Annotated in this window: 13 protein-coding genes; 3 read left to right on the forward strand and 10 right to left on the reverse strand. The window is 69.0% G+C overall.

The window, feature by feature from the left end:
- Window positions 1-4 precede the first annotated feature (4 nt).
- The gene (locus BLV15_RS03100) at window positions 5-277 is read right to left on the reverse strand and encodes a YheV family putative zinc ribbon protein (RefSeq protein WP_090224532.1); all 273 of its coding nucleotides are present in this window, start codon (window positions 275-277) and stop codon (window positions 5-7) included.
- Window positions 274-2,319, reverse strand: a complete 2,046-nt coding sequence (gene prlC, locus BLV15_RS03105; protein ID WP_090224533.1) for an oligopeptidase A — start codon at window positions 2,317-2,319, stop codon at window positions 274-276. Before prlC ends, BLV15_RS03100 begins: the two co-directional genes overlap by 4 nt.
- Before the next feature lie 332 nt (window positions 2,320-2,651).
- Between prlC and BLV15_RS03110 the strand changes: the two genes are divergently transcribed.
- The 3 genes from BLV15_RS03110 to BLV15_RS03120 all read left to right on the forward strand — a co-directional run bounded on the left by BLV15_RS03110 (window position 2,652) and on the right by BLV15_RS03120 (window position 5,380).
- Window positions 2,652-3,194: a gamma carbonic anhydrase family protein gene (locus BLV15_RS03110; RefSeq protein WP_090224535.1), complete on the forward strand. Its 543-nt coding sequence runs from the start codon at window positions 2,652-2,654 to the stop codon at window positions 3,192-3,194.
- 63 nt (window positions 3,195-3,257) lie between these two features.
- Window positions 3,258-4,208 carry a cation diffusion facilitator family transporter gene (locus BLV15_RS03115; protein WP_090224536.1) on the forward strand — a complete coding sequence of 317 codons (951 nt, stop codon included), beginning with the start codon at window positions 3,258-3,260 and terminating at the stop codon, window positions 4,206-4,208.
- Between the two features lie 521 nt (window positions 4,209-4,729).
- Window positions 4,730-5,380, forward strand: coding sequence for an HAD family hydrolase (locus BLV15_RS03120; RefSeq protein WP_090224538.1), 651 nt, complete (start codon window positions 4,730-4,732; stop codon window positions 5,378-5,380).
- Here the strand turns inward: BLV15_RS03120 and BLV15_RS03125 are convergent.
- The 8 genes from BLV15_RS03125 to BLV15_RS03160 all read right to left on the reverse strand — a co-directional run bounded on the left by BLV15_RS03125 (window position 5,367) and on the right by BLV15_RS03160 (window position 15,911).
- Complete coding sequence (locus BLV15_RS03125; RefSeq protein WP_090224540.1) at window positions 5,367-6,737, reverse strand: efflux transporter outer membrane subunit; 1,371 nt, start codon at window positions 6,735-6,737, stop codon at window positions 5,367-5,369. The genes BLV15_RS03120 and BLV15_RS03125 overlap by 14 nt on opposite strands.
- A gap of 11 nt (window positions 6,738-6,748) precedes the next feature.
- Window positions 6,749-8,707: an ABC transporter permease gene (locus tag BLV15_RS03130; protein ID WP_217632869.1), complete on the reverse strand. Its 1,959-nt coding sequence runs from the start codon at window positions 8,705-8,707 to the stop codon at window positions 6,749-6,751.
- Entirely contained in the window at window positions 8,704-9,870 is a 1,167-nt protein-coding gene (locus tag BLV15_RS03135; RefSeq protein WP_090224543.1) for an efflux RND transporter periplasmic adaptor subunit, read from the reverse strand. The genes BLV15_RS03130 and BLV15_RS03135 overlap by 4 nt, the downstream gene beginning before the upstream one ends.
- A gap of 29 nt (window positions 9,871-9,899) precedes the next feature.
- A complete protein-coding gene (locus BLV15_RS03140) occupies window positions 9,900-10,226 on the reverse strand; it encodes a DUF3325 domain-containing protein (protein ID WP_175534292.1) in 327 nt (108 codons plus the stop codon).
- A gap of 14 nt (window positions 10,227-10,240) precedes the next feature.
- Window positions 10,241-11,884 carry a PepSY-associated TM helix domain-containing protein gene (locus BLV15_RS03145; RefSeq protein ID WP_090224545.1) on the reverse strand — a complete coding sequence of 548 codons (1,644 nt, stop codon included), beginning with the start codon at window positions 11,882-11,884 and terminating at the stop codon, window positions 10,241-10,243.
- Complete coding sequence (locus tag BLV15_RS03150) at window positions 11,881-12,165, reverse strand: hypothetical protein (RefSeq protein ID WP_090224546.1); 285 nt, start codon at window positions 12,163-12,165, stop codon at window positions 11,881-11,883. Before BLV15_RS03150 ends, BLV15_RS03145 begins: the two co-directional genes overlap by 4 nt.
- Before the next feature lie 175 nt (window positions 12,166-12,340).
- Entirely contained in the window at window positions 12,341-14,848 is a 2,508-nt protein-coding gene (locus tag BLV15_RS03155) for a TonB-dependent siderophore receptor (RefSeq protein WP_090224548.1), read from the reverse strand.
- Window positions 14,849-14,957: 109 nt separating this feature from the next.
- Window positions 14,958-15,911, reverse strand: a complete 954-nt coding sequence (locus tag BLV15_RS03160) for a FecR domain-containing protein (RefSeq protein WP_090224549.1) — start codon at window positions 15,909-15,911, stop codon at window positions 14,958-14,960.
- Between the last annotated feature and the right edge of the window lies 1 nt (window position 15,912).

A 15,912-nucleotide genomic window follows, 5' to 3' on the forward strand; every position in this document is an offset into this window, starting at 1 on the left:
GCCGTCACTCGGGCTTCTTCAGCTTCGGATTGGGGAAGAACTGCACCGGGACGATCTTCGGGTCGGCCCGCTTCGGCGCCGGCTTGCTGACCCGCGTGGGCAGTTCGCTGGGCACCGAGTTGCCCTGCGCGTCGAGGGTGTCGGAGAAGCCGCAGGCGACGCACTCGCGGTGAGGAACGTCGTCGACGCTCCACATCTTGATGGTGTCGGCGGCGCTGCACGCCGGGCACACGGCGCCGGCGATGAAGCGCTTCTTGATCACGGGCGTGTCGCTCATGCCGCCTCCGCGCTCAAACCGAGGTGGCGCAGCAGCGCGTCGATGCTCGGCTCACGGCCGCGGAAGTCGACGAACAGCACCATCGGCGCCTGCGAGCCACCGCGCGCGAGGATCGCCTCGCGGAACGCGCGGCCGGTTTCACCGTTGAACACGCCCTCCTCCTCGAACCGGGAGAAAGCGTCGGCGGAGAGCACTTCGGCCCACTTGTAGCTGTAGTAACCGGCCGCGTAACCGCCGGCGAAGATGTGCGCGAAGCTGTTGGCGAAGCGGTTGAAGGCCGGCGGACGCAGCACCGACACCTCGTCGCGAATGCCTTCGAGCACCTCCAGCACGCTGCGCCCGTCGCCGTGGGTGGCGTGCAGCTCGAAGTCGAACAGCGAGAACTCGATCTGCCGCACCATCATCAGCCCGGACTGGAAGTTCTTCGCCGCCAGCATCTTGTCCAGCAGGGCCTGCGGCAGCGCCTCGCCGGTCTGGTAGTGGCCGGAGATCAGCGCCAGGCCCTCGGGCTCCCAGCACCAGTTCTCCATGAACTGGCTGGGCAGCTCGACCGCGTCCCAGGCCACGCCGTTGATGCCGGACACGCCGGCATGCTCGACACGGGTCAGCAGGTGGTGCAGCCCGTGGCCGAATTCGTGGAACAGCGTGGTGACTTCGTCGTGGGTGAGCAGCGCCGGCTTGCCGCCGACCGCCGGAGTGAAGTTGCACACCAGGTTGGCCACCGGGCTGATCAGCTCGCCGCCGGCGGTACGGCGCTTATCGCGCGCGCCGTCCATCCAGGCGCCGCCGCGCTTGTTGGCGCGGGCGTAAAGGTCGAAGAAGAAGCGTCCGACGTGCTCGCCGTTCTCGCGGATCTCGAACAGGCGCACGTCCGGGTGCCAGCTGTCGAAGCCCTTCAGCTCGGCGATCTGGATGCCGTAGAGGCGCTCGACGATGACGAACAGGCCGGAGAGCACCTTGTCGATGGGGAAGTAGGCGCGAAGGATTTCCTGGGAAATGCTGTAGCGCTGCTCGCGCAGTTTCTCGCTGTAGTAGCCGACGTCCCAGCTCTGCAGGTCGTGCAGGCCCTGCTCGGCGGCGAAGGCCTTGAGTTCGGCGAGGTCCTGCTCGGCGAAGGGTTTGCCGCGCACCCCGAGGTCGCGCAGGAAGCTCAGCACCTGGTCGGTGGACTCGGCCATCTTGCTCGCCAGCGACAGCTCGGCATAGCTGCCGAAGCCGAGCAGCCTGGCCAGCTCCTGGCGCAGGTCGAGGATCTGCTCCATCAGCGGGCCGTTGTCGTTCTGCCCGGCGTTCGGCCCCTGGTCGGAGGCGCGCGTGCAGTAGGCGGTGTAGACCTCTTCGCGCAGGGCGCGGTCGTCGGCGTAGGTCATCACCGCGTAGTAGCTGGGGAATTCCAGGCTGATCAGCCAGCCCTCGACGCCCTTGGCCTCGGCCGCCTGCTTCATCTGCGCCTTCGCCGAATCGGTCAGGCCGGCCAGTTGCGCTTCGTCGTCGATCTGCTTGGTCCACGCCTGGGTGGCGTCGAGCAACTGGTTGGAGAAGGTACTGGTCAGCTCGGAGAGCTTCATCTGGATTTCGCCGTAGCGCTTCTGCTCGGCGGGCGGCAGGTCGATGCCGGACAGGCGGAAGTCGCGCAGGGTGTGCTCGAGGATGGTCTTCTGCGCCACGTCGAAGCCGGCCGCTTCGGGGCTGTTCGCCAGCGCCTCGTAGGCCTGGAACAGCGCACGGTTCTGGCCCATCTCGGTGTAGTACTCGGAGAGCTTGGGCAGGCAGGCCTCGTAGGCGCTGCGCAGCTCGGCGCTGTTGCACACGGCGTTGAGGTGGCTGACCGGGCTCCACGCCTGGCCGAGGCGCGCGCCCAGCTCGTCGAGGGCCAGTACCAGGCTGCTCCAGCTGGGCGCCGACGGGGTGTCGAGCAGCGCGGCGATGGCGGCGCGGTTGTCGGCGAGGATGGCGTCCACCGCCGGCTCGACGTGCTCGGGCTTGATCGCGGAGTACGGCGGCAGGTCGAAGGACTGGAGCAGGGGATTTTCGGCGGTCACGGGGTTCACCTGTAGCGTGGGTTCTTGGGACCTGTTCACGATCTCGCGAGCTGGAGCCCTGCAAGGCGCTACGTCAGTAGCAGCCTCCGGCTGGTCAAAACAGCGAGGACCGGTCGGAGTCGCGAGCGACTTTACGAGTGGCAAATGAGCATCCGACCGGGCTGGCGATCCAGCCTGTTTTTGACGCAGTAGGGCCGACGCGCAGCAGATCGTGAACAGGTTCTCATGCTGTGACCACGCGCGGCGGCAGCCTTTCCCGCGGTCATCGTTCAGCGACATGCCTTCCATCTTAATTACAATCGGGGCTCACCGCAGCCAGAGAGGTTTCTATCGTGGCGATCAGAACATACAACAGCAGCACCCCGCGGCTCGGCGAGCGCGCCTTCGTCGACGCCTCGGCGGTGGTCATCGGCGACGTCGAGATCGGCGACGACAGCTCGGTCTGGCCGCTCAGCGTGATCCGCGGCGACATGCACCGCATCCGCATCGGCGCGCGCACCAGCATCCAGGACGGCAGCGTACTGCACATCACCCACGCCGGCCCGTTCAACCCGGACGGCTTCCCGCTGATCATCGGCGACGAAGTCACCGTCGGCCACAAGGTCACCCTTCACGGCTGCACCCTGGGCAGCCGCATCCTGGTCGGCATGGGCAGCATCGTGATGGACGGCGCGGTGGTGCAGGACGAGGTGATCATCGGCGCCGGCAGCCTGGTGCCGCCGGGCAAGGTGCTCGAAAGCGGCTTCCTCTACGTCGGCAGCCCGGTGAAACAGGCGCGTCCGCTGAGCGACAAGGAACGCAGCTTCTTCGCCTACACCGCCGGCAACTACGTGAAACTCAAGGATCAGCACCTGGCCGCCGGTTTCGACCACTGACGGCCGCGGCGAACTTCGCCGGCCTCGCCCCGGTCCTCTGCTCACATTCCCAGGGTGCAGCGCATGGCACACGATCATTCCCACGGCGGACACGGTAACCAGGCGAACGAGAAGGCCCTGTGGATCGCCCTGGCGCTGACCGGCGGCTTCATGCTCACCGAGCTGATCGGCGGGCTGCTCAGCCACTCGCTGGCGCTGCTCTCGGATGCCGCGCACATGGTCACCGACACCGCCGCACTGCTCATCGCCCTGCTGGCGATCCGCGTGTCCAGGCGCCAGGCCGATGCGCGGCGGACCTTCGGCTACGCGCGCTTCGAGATCCTCGCCGCCGCCTTCAACGCCCTGCTGCTGCTCGGCGTGGCGGTGTACATCATGGTCGAGGCGGTGCGCCGTCTGATGCAGCCGCCGGAACTGCAGACCGGCACCATGCTGGCGATCGCCGTGCTCGGCCTGGTGGTGAACCTGATCGCCATGCGCGTGCTCACCGCCAGCCAGGACGACAGCCTGAACCTGCGCGGCGCCTACCTGGAAGTGCTCAGCGACATGCTCGGCTCGGTGGGCGTGATCATCGCCGCGCTGATCGTGCGCTACACCGGCTGGACCCCGGCGGACCCGATCGTCGCCGTGCTGATCGCGCTCTGGGTGGTGCCGCGCACCTGGTCGCTGCTACGCACCAGCTCCAACGTGCTGCTCGAAGGCGTGCCCTCGGGCATCGACCCGCAGGCGGTACGCGAAGCCCTGGCCGCGCAACCTGAAGTCGAGGACGTGCACGACCTGCACATCTGGGGCCTGACCCCACAACGGCGCCTGCTCTCGGCGCACCTGGTGATCGCCGACACCCTAGACCCGGAGCACGGCGACCGCCTGATCGCACGGGTCAACGAACTGATGCACGACACCTTCGACATCAGCCACTGCACCCTGCAACTGGAACGCAGCCACTGCACCGCCCACCCCCACCTGCACCCGCACGACGCCCTGCATCCCGACCATCCACACGGCGGTCAGGCATGAAGCGGCCGGCGACTGCCGATGGGGCAGAGCTGGGTTGCTGAGCTGCGTACGGGGCAGTGAAGCGGCCCGACCCCCGACCACCAGATTCGGTTCTTTTCTGAGCTGCCACGCGGCAGTGAAGCTCCGGCGGGGCGCTGGGCGCCCCGTGTGATGTTTCTGAGTTGCCTACGCGGCAGTGAAGTGGTCGCGCTCATTCCGCACCTCCGTCGCGCTTTTCTGAGCTGCCGGATAGGCAGCTCAGAAATGAATCAGCGACGCCCCCGCCACGCCCATCGCCTTCACTGCCGGATAGGCAGCTCAGAAAACCTCGGCCAGCGCGAGCGAATAAAGCCCCTCCTTCACTGCCGGATGGGCAGCTCAGAAAGCGCCGCTGCGGATCACCGTGCCCGGCCACGGCTTCACTGCTGCACAGGCAGCTCAACATCCTCTCCATGCGACGTAACCGATTTCCGGTTGGTGATTTGCGGCTCGGGTTGGGGTGCGGGACAATTCGCGCCCGTTCTCAGTGCGCGACAGGCCCCATGCATCAGTCCACCGTTCTCTTCGACCTCGACGGCACCCTCACCGACCCGCGCGTGGGCATCACGCGGTCGATTCAGCATGCGCTGGCGCAGCTGGGTATCGACGAGCCGGACCTGGCGAAGCTGGAGCCGTTCATCGGGCCGCCGCTGCTGCAGGCGTTCATGCAGTACTACGGCTTCGACGAGGCGCGGGCGTGGGAGGCGGTCGGGCATTATCGCGAGCGGTTCAAGGTTACCGGGCTGTACGAGAACCGGGTGTTCGAGGGTGTGCCGGAGATGCTCGGCGTGCTCAACGCCCAGGGCCGCACGCTGTACATCGCGACCTCGAAGCCAACCGTGTTCGCCCGCGAGATTGCCCGCCACTTCGGCTTCGACCGCCACTTCAAGGTGATCTACGGCAGCGAGCTGGACGGCACGCGCACCGACAAGGTCGAGCTGATCCGCCACCTGCTCGCCGAGGAAGGCCTGGATCCGGCCGACTGCCTGATGGTCGGCGACCGCAAGCACGACCTGATCGGCGCCCATCGCAATGGCCTGCAGGCGGTCGGCATCGGCTACGGTTTCGGCAGCCATGCCGAGCTGATGGCCGAGTCGCCGGCCTGGTACTTCGCCTCGCTGGCCGAGCTGCAGCAAGCCTTCACTCGTCCGTAGCAGCCTGCCAGCCACCGCCGAGCGCCCGTGCCAGGGCCACGCTCGCTTGCAGACGGGCCAGGCGCAGCTGGGCGCTCTGGTCCTCGGCGGCATACAGGGTGCGCTGGGCATCGAGCAGGTTGAGCAGGTCCTCGGCACCGGCGCGGTAGCGCCGCTCGGCCAGTTGCAGGGCGCGCTCGGCCTGGGCCTGCACCTCCTGCTGGGCCTGCCACTGGGTCTCGACGCCGGCGCCGGCATTGAGCGCCACCTGCACGTCGGCAAAGGCCGCGACGATGCTCTGCCGGTAGTCGGCGAGCAGCTCCTCGCGGCGCGCCGCCGCGCGGTCGCGCTCGGCGGCCAGGGCGCCACCATCGAAGATCGGCGCGGTCAGCGCCGCAGCCAGGGAATAGACCGGATCGGCAAACGCCCGGTTGAGGCTGCCACCAGAGCCGCTGGCACCCGCCGACAGGTTCAGCCGCGGCAGCATGGCCGCCCGCGCCGCACGCAGGTCGGCATCGGCGGCGCTCAGCTGCGCCTCGGCGCGAGCCAGGTCGGGGCGACGCAGCAGCAGCTCGCTGGGCAGGCCGGCGCTCACCGAGGGCACGACCAGTGCAGTCAGCGCGGCGCTCGACGGCTCGGCCGGCGCCGCCTGGCCGAGCAACGCGGCGAGAGTGCTGCGCACGTCGTCGGCCTGCTGGCGCAGCGCCTCGCGGGAGCGCCGCTGCTCGGCCACCAGGCCGCGCTGCTGGGCCAGTTCCAGTTGCGTGGCGGAGCCCGCCACCTGGCGCGCCTGCACGGTGGCCAGCACCCGCTCGGCGTTGGCCAGGTTGAGTTCGGCCAGGCGCAGGCGTTCGGCCAGGGCCACCTGGCGCAGCCAGGTCTCACCGAGGCTGGCGCTGAGGGTCAGGCGCAGCGCGTCACGGTCGAAGCGACTGGCGGCCAGCTCGGCCTCGGCGGCCTGTCGGTCGGCGGACAAGCGGCCCCACAGGTCGACCTCGTAGCTGGCGGCCAGGCCACCGCCGTAAAGGTTGCCCGCGACGTCGGCGTCGCCGCCCGGGCGGCCCTCGCGACTGGCGCCGAGACTGCCGTCCAGACGCGGCAGCAGCGGCGCGCCGGCCGCGCGGGCGCGGGCCTCGGCCTGGCGCAGGCGCGCGGCGGCGGCGGCCAGGTCGAAGTTGTCGGCCAAACCCTGCTCCACCAGGGCATCCAGCTCGGCACTGGCGAAGGCGCGCCACCACAATGCATCCGGAGGCGCGGCAGCGGAAACCGCATGGTTCCATTCGGCGGGCGCGGGGGGCAGCGCCTGCGGTGCCTCGGAGGTACTGGTGCAGCCGGCGAGGGCCAGCAGGGCGAGCAGGGTCAGCGGGTATCGGGACATGGAAAACTCGTTCATTCGCTGGCCAGGGCGGCGACCGGGTCGAGGGCGGCGGCAGTCTTCGCCGGCAGGTAGCCGAACAGCAGGCCGGTGCCCACCGCGCAGGCGAAGGCCAGCAGCATCGCCGACAGGGAGAAGATCAGCGGCACGCCGGCCGCCAGCAGGGCGGCGCCGCCGATCAGGCCGACCAGCACGCCGATGCTGCCGCCGACCAGGGTGACCAGCACCGCCTCGCCGAGGAACTGCCGGAGGATGTCGCGCTGGCGCGCGCCGGTGGCCATGCGCACGCCGATCTCGCGGGTACGTTCGCGCACCGTCATCAGCATCACGTTCATCACCCCGATGCCGCCGACCAGCAGCGACACGGCGGCGATCAGGCCGAGCATGCGGGTCATGCTGTCCTGGGTCTCGGCCTCGGCCTGGACCTTGGCCGCGGCGTTATCGACCTGAAAGTCCTCGCGGCCATGGCGCGCCAGCAACAGCTCGCGGGCGGCGCTCTCGGCGGCCCGCACCTGGTCGGTGGAGGCGGCGGTGAGCGCGGCGTACTCGGGCTCGGCGATGTCCTGGTAGACCCGCGCACGCCCGGCGGCGTAGGGGATGAAAACCATCTCGTCGTAGTAGTCGGCGCCGGACTCGCGGCCCTTCTCGGCCATCACGCCGATGACCTCGAACGGCGCCTCTCCGATCAGCAGCTGCTTGCCCAGCGGGTTGGGCTCGTCGCGGAAGAAGAACGTGCGCGCCTTGTGCCCGAGCACCACCACCGGCGCCAGGTTCTGGTCCTCGGCGGCGGTGAAGAAGCGCCCCTCGGCCACCGGCCAGTGCTGGATCGCCGGCAACTGCTCGTTGCTGGCGAACACGTAGATGTCGCGCGAGGCGTTGCCGTACTGGACCATGCGCGGGTTGCCGATCACCGGGGTGAACAGGTCGATCTCCGGCAGGCGGCCGAGGGCCTCCAGGTCGCTCTCGCTGAGCACGCCCCAGGGGCCGCCTTCCGGCGGTTGCGCGGCGTACAGGTAGAGCGTGGTGGCGCCCATCGAGGCCATCTGCGCCAGAACCTTCTGCTTGGTGCCCAACCCGATGGCCAGCATGACGATTACCGAGGCCACACCGATGACGATGCCGAGCAGGGTCAGCGCGGTGCGGAAGCGGTTCAGCAGCATCACCCGCCAAGCCGAACGCAGCACCTCGCCGAGGGCGCTCCAGCCGGCTCCCTGCAGGCTCATGCCGTCGAAGCTCGGCGCCGGCAAGGCGGCCGGATTAGGCTGCGCGCCGCCAAACGGCGCAGCGCTGTCGCCGATGATCGCGCCGTCGCGAATCTCGATGACCCGCCGGGCCTGGGCCGCCACTTCGCGGTCGTGGGTGATCAGGATCACCGTGTGCCCGGCCGCCGCCAGCTCGCGCAGCAGGATCATGACCTCGCGGCCGCTGTGCGAGTCGAGGGCACCGGTGGGTTCGTCGGCGAGGATGATGCGCCCGCCGTTCATCAACGCGCGGGCGATCGACACGCGCTGCTGCTGACCGCCGGAGAGCTGGCCGGGGCGATAGTCCAGGCGCTCGCCCAGGCCCAGGCGGGTGAGCAGGGCGCTGGCGCGCTGACGGCGCTCCTCGGCGGACATGCCGGCGTACAGCGCAGGCACCTCGACATTCTCGCAGGCCGACTCGGTGGCGATCAGGTGGTAGCCCTGGAACACGAAGCCGAAGGCCTCGCGGCGCAGCCAGGCCAGCTGGTCGGCGTCCAGTTCGGCGACGTCGTGGCCGGCGAAGTGGTAGCTGCCGGCGCTGGGCCGGTCGAGGCAGCCGAGGAGGTTCATCAGGGTCGACTTGCCCGAGCCGGAGCTGCCGACGATGGCGACGAATTCGCCGGCGGCGATGCGCAGGTCGATGCCGTGCAGCACCTCGACTTCCGGTGCGCCGTTCTGCCCGCCGTAGCGGCGGCGGATGCCGCGCAGTTCGATCAGCGGCGTGTCGCTCACCACTGGAACCTCGACGGCGCGGGCGCGCGCTCGCCGATGACCAGCAACTCGCCCTCGCCCAGCCCCTCGATCACCTCCACCCGCTGGCGGCTGCGCGCGCCCACGCGCACTTCACGCGCGGCGGCGCGACCGGAAGCCTCCAGCACGCGGGCGCTGAACAGCCCGGCCTGGCCCTCCACCGGCTGCAGCGCGGCCAGCGGCGCGGTCAGCACGTCATGCGCGGCGGCGGTGACGAAGGTCACCTGGGCGGTCATCTGCGGCATCAGCTCGCCGTCGTCGTTGGCCACGTCGAACAGCACGGTGTACTGCACCGCCTTGACCGTCTGCGGCACCGCCGCGGACTCTCCGGAGGCGCTCGGCGTCACCGGCGGCGCCGGCAGCACCTGGCGCACCTTGCCGTGCCAGCGGCGACCGTCGCCACCGAGTGTGGTGAAGTAAAGCGGCATGTCGACCCGCACGCGGCGGATGTCGGCCTCGGAAACCTTGGTCCAGGCGGTCATCGCGCCGAGGTCGGCCAGGCGCAGCACGGTCGGCGTCTGGTAAGTGGCGTTGAGGGTCTGCCCCTGCTTGACGTCGACACCGATCACCGTGCCGGCGATGGGCGCGTAAAGGCGCGTGTAGCTCAGTTGCGCCTCGTTGCCGCGCAGGCGCGCGCTGGCTTCGGCGATCTGCGCACGCAGCTGGCGCAGGCGCGCCTCGGCGGAGCGCAGGGTGGCGACGGCGATCTGCACGTCCTCCTCGCGGGTCGCCTCGTCAGCGGCCAGGCGCTGCTGGCGCAGGTGCTGCTGGCGCGCCAGGTCGAGCTGCGCCTGCTGCTCGGCCAGCTGCGCGCGCAGGCCGTCGAGGGCCGCGCGGTCGGCTTCGACCGAGGCCTGGTGCAGGCTGGCATCGATCTCGGCGAGCAGCTGGCCCTTCTCCACCCGGTCGCCGGGCTGCACGTGCAGGCGGGTGACCTGGCCGGACACCTGGGCGCCAACGTCCACCGACTCGCGTGGTTGCAGGGTGGCGATGGCGGTGACGCTGGCTTCGACGTCGCCGCGGCCGATGGCCACGGTGTCGTAGGCCACCGCGTCATCCCAGGACAGCCAGATCAGCGCCGGCAGGCCGAGGATCACGGCGGCCACCAGGCCACGACGCAGGAGCGGGGAGAAACGCGAGGTCATCGACTACATCTTCCTTGAACGGTGCCGGCTCAGCCGGCGCTCAACAACAGGACCGGCAGGCCGACACCGGCCGCCACGGCGGCCAGCAGCGCGGCGACACGCGGGCGATAGGGCAACAGCAGGACCAGGGTGAAGGCGCCGACGCTGAGCATGCCGCACCAGACCACGGGGCCGACGGCGGCGCCCCAGATCTGTACGCACGGCCACACGGCCAGCGCCAGTAGCAGCCAGCCGGCCACGCGCAACAGGCGCTGGCGATTGGGCGCCTTGGCCTTCCACACCTGGGAATGATGGCGGTCCATGCCCAGGCACAGGCCGGCCATGCCGGCGTAGCAGAGCGCGGCGGCGAGAATCACGGCGAGGGTCAGACTCATGATCGCGCCTGCGCCGCGGCGGCGCGCTGGCGACCAGCTGCCGGTGCCCTGCGCGGCCGGGTCAGGCGCCAGGCGCCCCACAGCGACAGCACACCGGTGCCCAGCGCCACCAGCTCGACGCCGGCACGCTCGCCGTCGCCGCGCTGCAGGTAGCTGAACAGCTGATCGCCAACGGTCAGCCAGTTGAGCAGCGGCAGCAGCAGGCACAGGGCGGCCAGCGCCAGCAGCTGCTCGACCCAGGCCCGCGCAACAGGACGCAGGCCGGCGTGGACAACGCTCAGCAGCCAGACGGCGAAGAACACCGCGATCTCCCATTCCGGGCGGTCGGCGATGCCCAGCGGCAGCAGGCGATTGCCCCAGAAGAACGCCACGCAGGCGATGGTCAGGCCGGTGAGGGTGCCGACGTTGAGCACCTCGATCACCCGGTACACGCGCGGCGTGGCACTGCCGAACTCGTTCAGCGAACGCTGGCGGCGCTTGACCATGAACAGCAGGGCCCCGGTGGCCAGCATGGCCGCGCCGGCCAGGCCGCTGATGAAGTACAGCCAGCGCACCAGGTGCCCACCGAAGGCGGCGAAGTGCAGGTTGGCCATCACCGACTGCACGTCCTGTGCGGCGCCGCCACGCAGCTCGCCGGGCATCTGCACGTCGCTCTGCTCACCCGTCACGCCGTTGAAGAACACCCGGCCGCCGCCGTCGCCGAGCAGGCGGTACTCGCCCGGCTTCTCGATGAAGCGGCCGAACACCCGCACCGAGGCGCTGCTGTCGTTGGGGTGCTCGATGCTGACGAAACTGGCCGGGCGCTGCAGCTGCTGCTCGGCATGCAGCAGCATGCCGTCGAACGCGGCCAACGGCGCGGCGATGCCGGTGATTTCCTGGGCCGCCGGCTGGGCCAGCAGGTCGGCGAAGTAGGCCTCCTCGCTGTCGTAGTGCGCGGCGATGCCGGCCGGCATGTACAGGGCGTAGAAGGTCGCCAGGCCGGTGTAGGCGATCATCAGCTGGAACGGCAGGCTCAGCACCGACAGGGCGTTGTGCGCATCCAGCCAGCTGCGCTGGCCCTTGCCCGGGCGGAAGGTGAAGAAGTCCTTGAAGATACGCTTGTGGATGACGATGCCGCTGACCAGCGCCACCAGCATGGCCATGGTGAAGGCGCCGACGAACCAGATGCCGGCGGTGCCGCCGTGGAACTCGAAGTGCATGTGCACGAAGTGGTGGCCGCCCTCGCTGTCACGCTCGCGGGAGCCGTCCACCGGGTTGCCGGTGCTGGCGTCGATGCGGGCGTTGTGGAAGTTCTCCTGCGGGTCCTGCCAGAACAGGCGGATCGAGGGGTCCTCGTCCGACGGCAGGCCAATGCCCCAGAAATGCGCGTCGGGCTGGTTCTCCTCGAACCAGGTACGGGCCATACGCACGGCCTGTGGCCGATCGAAGCCATCGCCCATGCGGGTGTCGCCGGTGGCCTCGCTGGCCTGCGGCAGGTGCGGTTTCATCCAGCGGGTGATGGGCTCGTCGAACACGCCCAGGCTGCCGGTGAGGAAGATCACGAACAGCACCCAGCAGGCCCACAGCCCGCCCCAGGTATGCAGCCAGGCCATGGCCTGGCGGAAACCGCCCTCGGCCGCGCCGCTCTGTACCTTGCTCATGCGTCACCTCCCAACAGCAGGCCGGCGCCGGTCAGTGCCAGCGAGGCGATCAGCAGCACCCGCCAGATGCGCGTCAGGTTCGGCGTGGCGAACGCCCAGACGATCACCGCGGTGTACACCGCGAAGCTGGTCAGCGAGGCGGCGAGGATCGCCTGGCTCTTGGGCAGCGGCAGCACGGCGCCGAGGAAGATCACGCTGGCGCAGGTCAGCGCATAGCCGCCAAGCAAGGCAGCCAGCGTGCGCGAGAGCAGCGCGCGAGAGCGGGGAGAAATCGATTTCATCGGCGAGCGACCATTGAAGCCGGAACAGGAAGGCCGCCGGCAGCACCGGCGGCGAAGCGTGCGGGGCGCACCGACAACGCAGTGGCCCACACTTGAGGACGGATAGGCTCGGCAAAACCGGAAGCACCAGCCCGACCAAGCTGTGACCGGATATTTCGGCGACGCAACGAGCGGTTCAGAATTCCATGCGCAGGCCGAGGCTGGCGTTGCGCGGCTCTCCGAAATAGCTGGAGCTGGAACTGGTGTAGTACTCCTCGTCCAACAGGTTGTTGAGGTTGAGGGTGGCGCTGAGCTGCTCGGTGATGGGGTAGCGTGCCATCACGTCGACCACCGCATAGTCATCCTGGGTGAAGCGCTGGTTGCGCGCCGGACCGACGCCATCGCTGTAGATCTCGCTCTGCCAGTTGATCCCGCCACCGATGGTCAGGCCATTGCCGATGCTGCGCAGGACGTAGGTGGTGAACAGCTTGACGGTGTTCTGCGCAATGTTCGTGTTGAGCTTGTTGCCGTCGGCATCCTGCACGATGTTGCGGCTGAAGCTGGCGCTGAGCTGCCAGTCGATGGCCACTTCACCCGTGACTTCCACCTCGAAACCACGGGTCTTGGTGCCGGATTCGGCGCGGTAGGCCTGGCTGCCGTCCGGAGCCAGCTGCCCATCGCCCAACGACACGGCCAGGTTGTCCTGCTCGATCTGGTACAGAGCCACGCCGACGTTCAGGCGCTCGTCGAAGAAGGCAGCCTTGCTGCCCACTTCGTAGCCGAAGCCTTCCAGCGGATCGATATAGGCACCAGTCAGGGTCTTGTTGCTCTGCGGCTTGAAGATGCTGGTGTAGCTGCCGTACACCGACCAGATGTCGTTGAGGTCGTAGACCAGGCCGGCGAAGGGGGTGACCACGCCGGTTTCACTGCGCCTGCTACCGTCGTTAGGCGTGCCGTCGTAGTACTCGTTCTTGATCGTGTTTTCCCAGTCGATGAACCGCGCGCCAAGGATTAACGACAGGTCTTCGCTCAGGCGCAGACGGGTACTGCCGTAGGCCGCGCCCTGCTCTTCCTCGTAGTCGATACGACCGTAGGCCTGCAGATCAGGCTTGGTCGGCACTTTGCCGTTCCAGGTGTAGATGTTGTCGATCACCGGGAAGTCGCCCGTCACGGGATCGCGCCACCAGGTGTAGGCCGGGGTGTTGTAGTCGGTCTTCTGCCGGCTGTAGCCGACGATAGCGTCGTGCTCCAGACCGAACAGGTCGAAACTGCCCGCCAGGTTCAGGTCGAAGCTGTTCTGTACAGGTTTGGCCTTCCAGCGGTTGGCATAAAACACGATCGAGGCAGGATCGGCTCCAGCCTCTCCGTTGTTCCCCCCGGCATAGCCGCTGAGCTCATCGTATTCGCTACGACGATTGTTCAGGCTCAGCTTGGCCTTCCAGCGCTCGGTCAGGTTGTGCTCGAGGATGGCGAAGGCGGAGACGGCACTGCGATTGGAATAGGCCCACTTGGCAGCGGCGGAATCAGACTCGTCATGATCGGACCGGGTACCGTCGTTGTTGAACAGCGGCAGGCCACTACGGGCGTGGCCGTCGTAGTCGTCGGACTGCGAGTCCATGCCGAAGGTCAGCAGGGTGTCTGCGCTCAGGTCGGCCTCGACCACCCCGTAGAACACTTCCTTGCGCTCGCCGAGGCGGTCGACATAGGAGTTGTTCTCCTGATACGCGCCGACCAGGCGGCCGCGCACGTTGCCGCTCTCGGTCAACGAACCGCTGACGTCGGCCTCGGTGCGGCGGTAATCCCAGGAGCCGCCGGTGACCGTGACGCTGCTCCTGAAGCCGGCCGTCGGGCGCTTGCGGATCATGTTCAGGGTGGCGCCGGGGGTGCCCACGCCGTTGGTCAGGCCGGTGGCGCCACGGATCACCTCGACGCGGTCGTACAGCACCATGTCGTTGCTCTGGGCAGGGCTCCCGTAGTTGCTGTCGAGCAGCTGCAGGCCATCGATCTGGTAGTTCTCCACCCTGAAGCCACGCGAGTAGATACCGCTGCTGTCGCCACCGTTGCCGCCACTCTGGCTGAGGGTCAGGCCGGGGGTCTGGCGCACCACGTCGGTGAGCTGGGTGAGGTTCTGGTCCTTCATGCGCTGGCTGGTGATCACCGAGACCGACTGCGGCGTCTCGCGGATCGACAGCGGCAGGCCGGTGGCGGTGCTGGTCGAGCCGGTGGTGTAGGAGCCGGTGTCCTCGGTGATCTCGCCCAGGCCGGCGCCGGTGATCGTGATGGCATCGAGTTGCAACGTCGAGCCGGCTTCCGGCGCCGGCAGCAGCGAATAGTTGCCGCTAGCCTGCCGCGTTACCTGCAGGCCGCTGCCGGACAGCAGGCGCTGCAGCGCTTCATCGGCGGACAGCTGCCCCTGCACTCCCGGCGACTGCAGGCCGCGCACGGTCTCCGGGGAATAGGACACGCTGACGCCGGTGGTGGCGGCGAAACTGTTCAGCGCCGACTCCAGCGAACCCGCGGCAATCGCGAAGTCGTGCTGCGCTACCACGCTCTGCGCCCAGGCGGGCTGCACCTGCACCAGGCTGGCAACCGGCAGCGCCAGCACCGCGCCGAGCAACGCGCGATTGATGGCCACACCCAGCGGGCTGAGGCAGGGGGAGCTACGAAGCAACGACGTATTGCGCGGAGCGGTCTGGCGCGACATGGAAGGTTCCTGGGAGCGTTGACAGGGAGCGCACTACGGGCGCTTTCCTAACCAAGTCGAATGAGAAACGAAATCAACAACACCCCAGGCAAAATATTTTCGCGTCGGTTCAGGCCGGCTCGATCCGCACCCAGTAACGGGTCAGCCGACGCACGCGCAGCGGCAGGGTGCTGCGCAGGTTGTCCAGCACCGCGTCGCTGTCGGCCAGCTGGAAGGCGCCGGAGATGCGCAGCCCGGCCAGCGCCGGGTCGCAGGACAGCAGGCCCGGACGATAGCGCGCCAACTCGTCGATGAAACGCGGCAGCGCCCAGTCGCTGACCACCAGCATGCCGCGCAGCCAGGCATCGGCATGCGCCTCCAACGGCTCGATGGCGCCGCAGGCCGTGGCGCCGTACCACAGCTGCTGGCCAGCCTCGACGCGCAGTGGCCGGTCCGGCGCGTCCAGCGGGCGTACCTCCACCGTGTGCTGCAGCACGCGCACCTGGGTGCGCTCGCCGTCCTGGCGCACCAGGAATCGGGTGCCCAGGGCGCGGATGCTGCCCTGTTCGGTGTGCACCACGAAGGGCCGGTCCTCAGTGTCCTTGGCGGTCTGCACATGGATCTCGCCACGGCGCAGGTGCAGTTCGCGCAGGCGCTCGCCGTAGCGGATGTCGAGGGCAGTGTCGCTGTTCAGGCGCACCTGGCCGCCATCCTCGAGACGCAGGCTGCGGCGCTCGCCAACGGCGGTGTACTCGTCGGCGCGCACGCTGCGCATGGGCGCGGACTGCCAGCCAAGGCCGGCAGCACCCCCACCGAGCAGCAGCAGGCCGAGCAGCTTGAGGCTGGCACGGCGGCGACCGTCGACCCCACGCAGCGCGGCCGGGGCGATACCGTTCGGCAGGCCGCCCAGCTTGCCCTGCAGGCGCTCCATGCGACTCCAGGCCTGACGGTGCGCGGGGTCGGCCTCCAGCCAGCGCCGATGCGCCTCGCCCGTGGCGGCGCAGTGCGGCGCGGCCTGCAGGTCCAGGTACCAATTGGCGGCGGCCTGCAATACGGCCAGCGAGGGTTGCGCGATGCTGCCCATG

Origin of the sequence: Pseudomonas kuykendallii (genome assembly GCF_900106975.1) — a bacterium.
Taxonomy (GTDB): Bacteria; Pseudomonadota; Gammaproteobacteria; order Pseudomonadales; family Pseudomonadaceae; genus Pseudomonas_O; species Pseudomonas_O kuykendallii.

Excerpts from the sequence above, each read along its gene's own strand:
- BLV15_RS03135 (WP_090224543.1), bottom strand. The coding sequence starts at position 9,870 with ATGACCTCGCGTTTCTCCCCGCTCCTGCGTCGTGGCCTGGTGGCCGCC.
- BLV15_RS03100 (WP_090224532.1), bottom strand. The coding sequence starts at position 277 with ATGAGCGACACGCCCGTGATCAAGAAGCGCTTCATCGCCGGCGCCGTG.
- BLV15_RS03120 (WP_090224538.1), top strand. The coding sequence starts at position 4,730 with ATGCATCAGTCCACCGTTCTCTTCGACCTCGACGGCACCCTCACCGAC.
- BLV15_RS03155 (WP_090224548.1), bottom strand. The coding sequence starts at position 14,848 with ATGTCGCGCCAGACCGCTCCGCGCAATACGTCGTTGCTTCGTAGCTCC.
- BLV15_RS03160 (WP_090224549.1), bottom strand. The coding sequence starts at position 15,911 with ATGGGCAGCATCGCGCAACCCTCGCTGGCCGTATTGCAGGCCGCCGCC.
- BLV15_RS03115 (WP_090224536.1), top strand. The coding sequence starts at position 3,258 with ATGGCACACGATCATTCCCACGGCGGACACGGTAACCAGGCGAACGAG.
- BLV15_RS03145 (WP_090224545.1), bottom strand. The coding sequence starts at position 11,884 with ATGAGCAAGGTACAGAGCGGCGCGGCCGAGGGCGGTTTCCGCCAGGCC.
- BLV15_RS03150 (WP_090224546.1), bottom strand. The coding sequence starts at position 12,165 with ATGAAATCGATTTCTCCCCGCTCTCGCGCGCTGCTCTCGCGCACGCTG.
- BLV15_RS03125 (WP_090224540.1), bottom strand. The coding sequence starts at position 6,737 with ATGTCCCGATACCCGCTGACCCTGCTCGCCCTGCTGGCCCTCGCCGGC.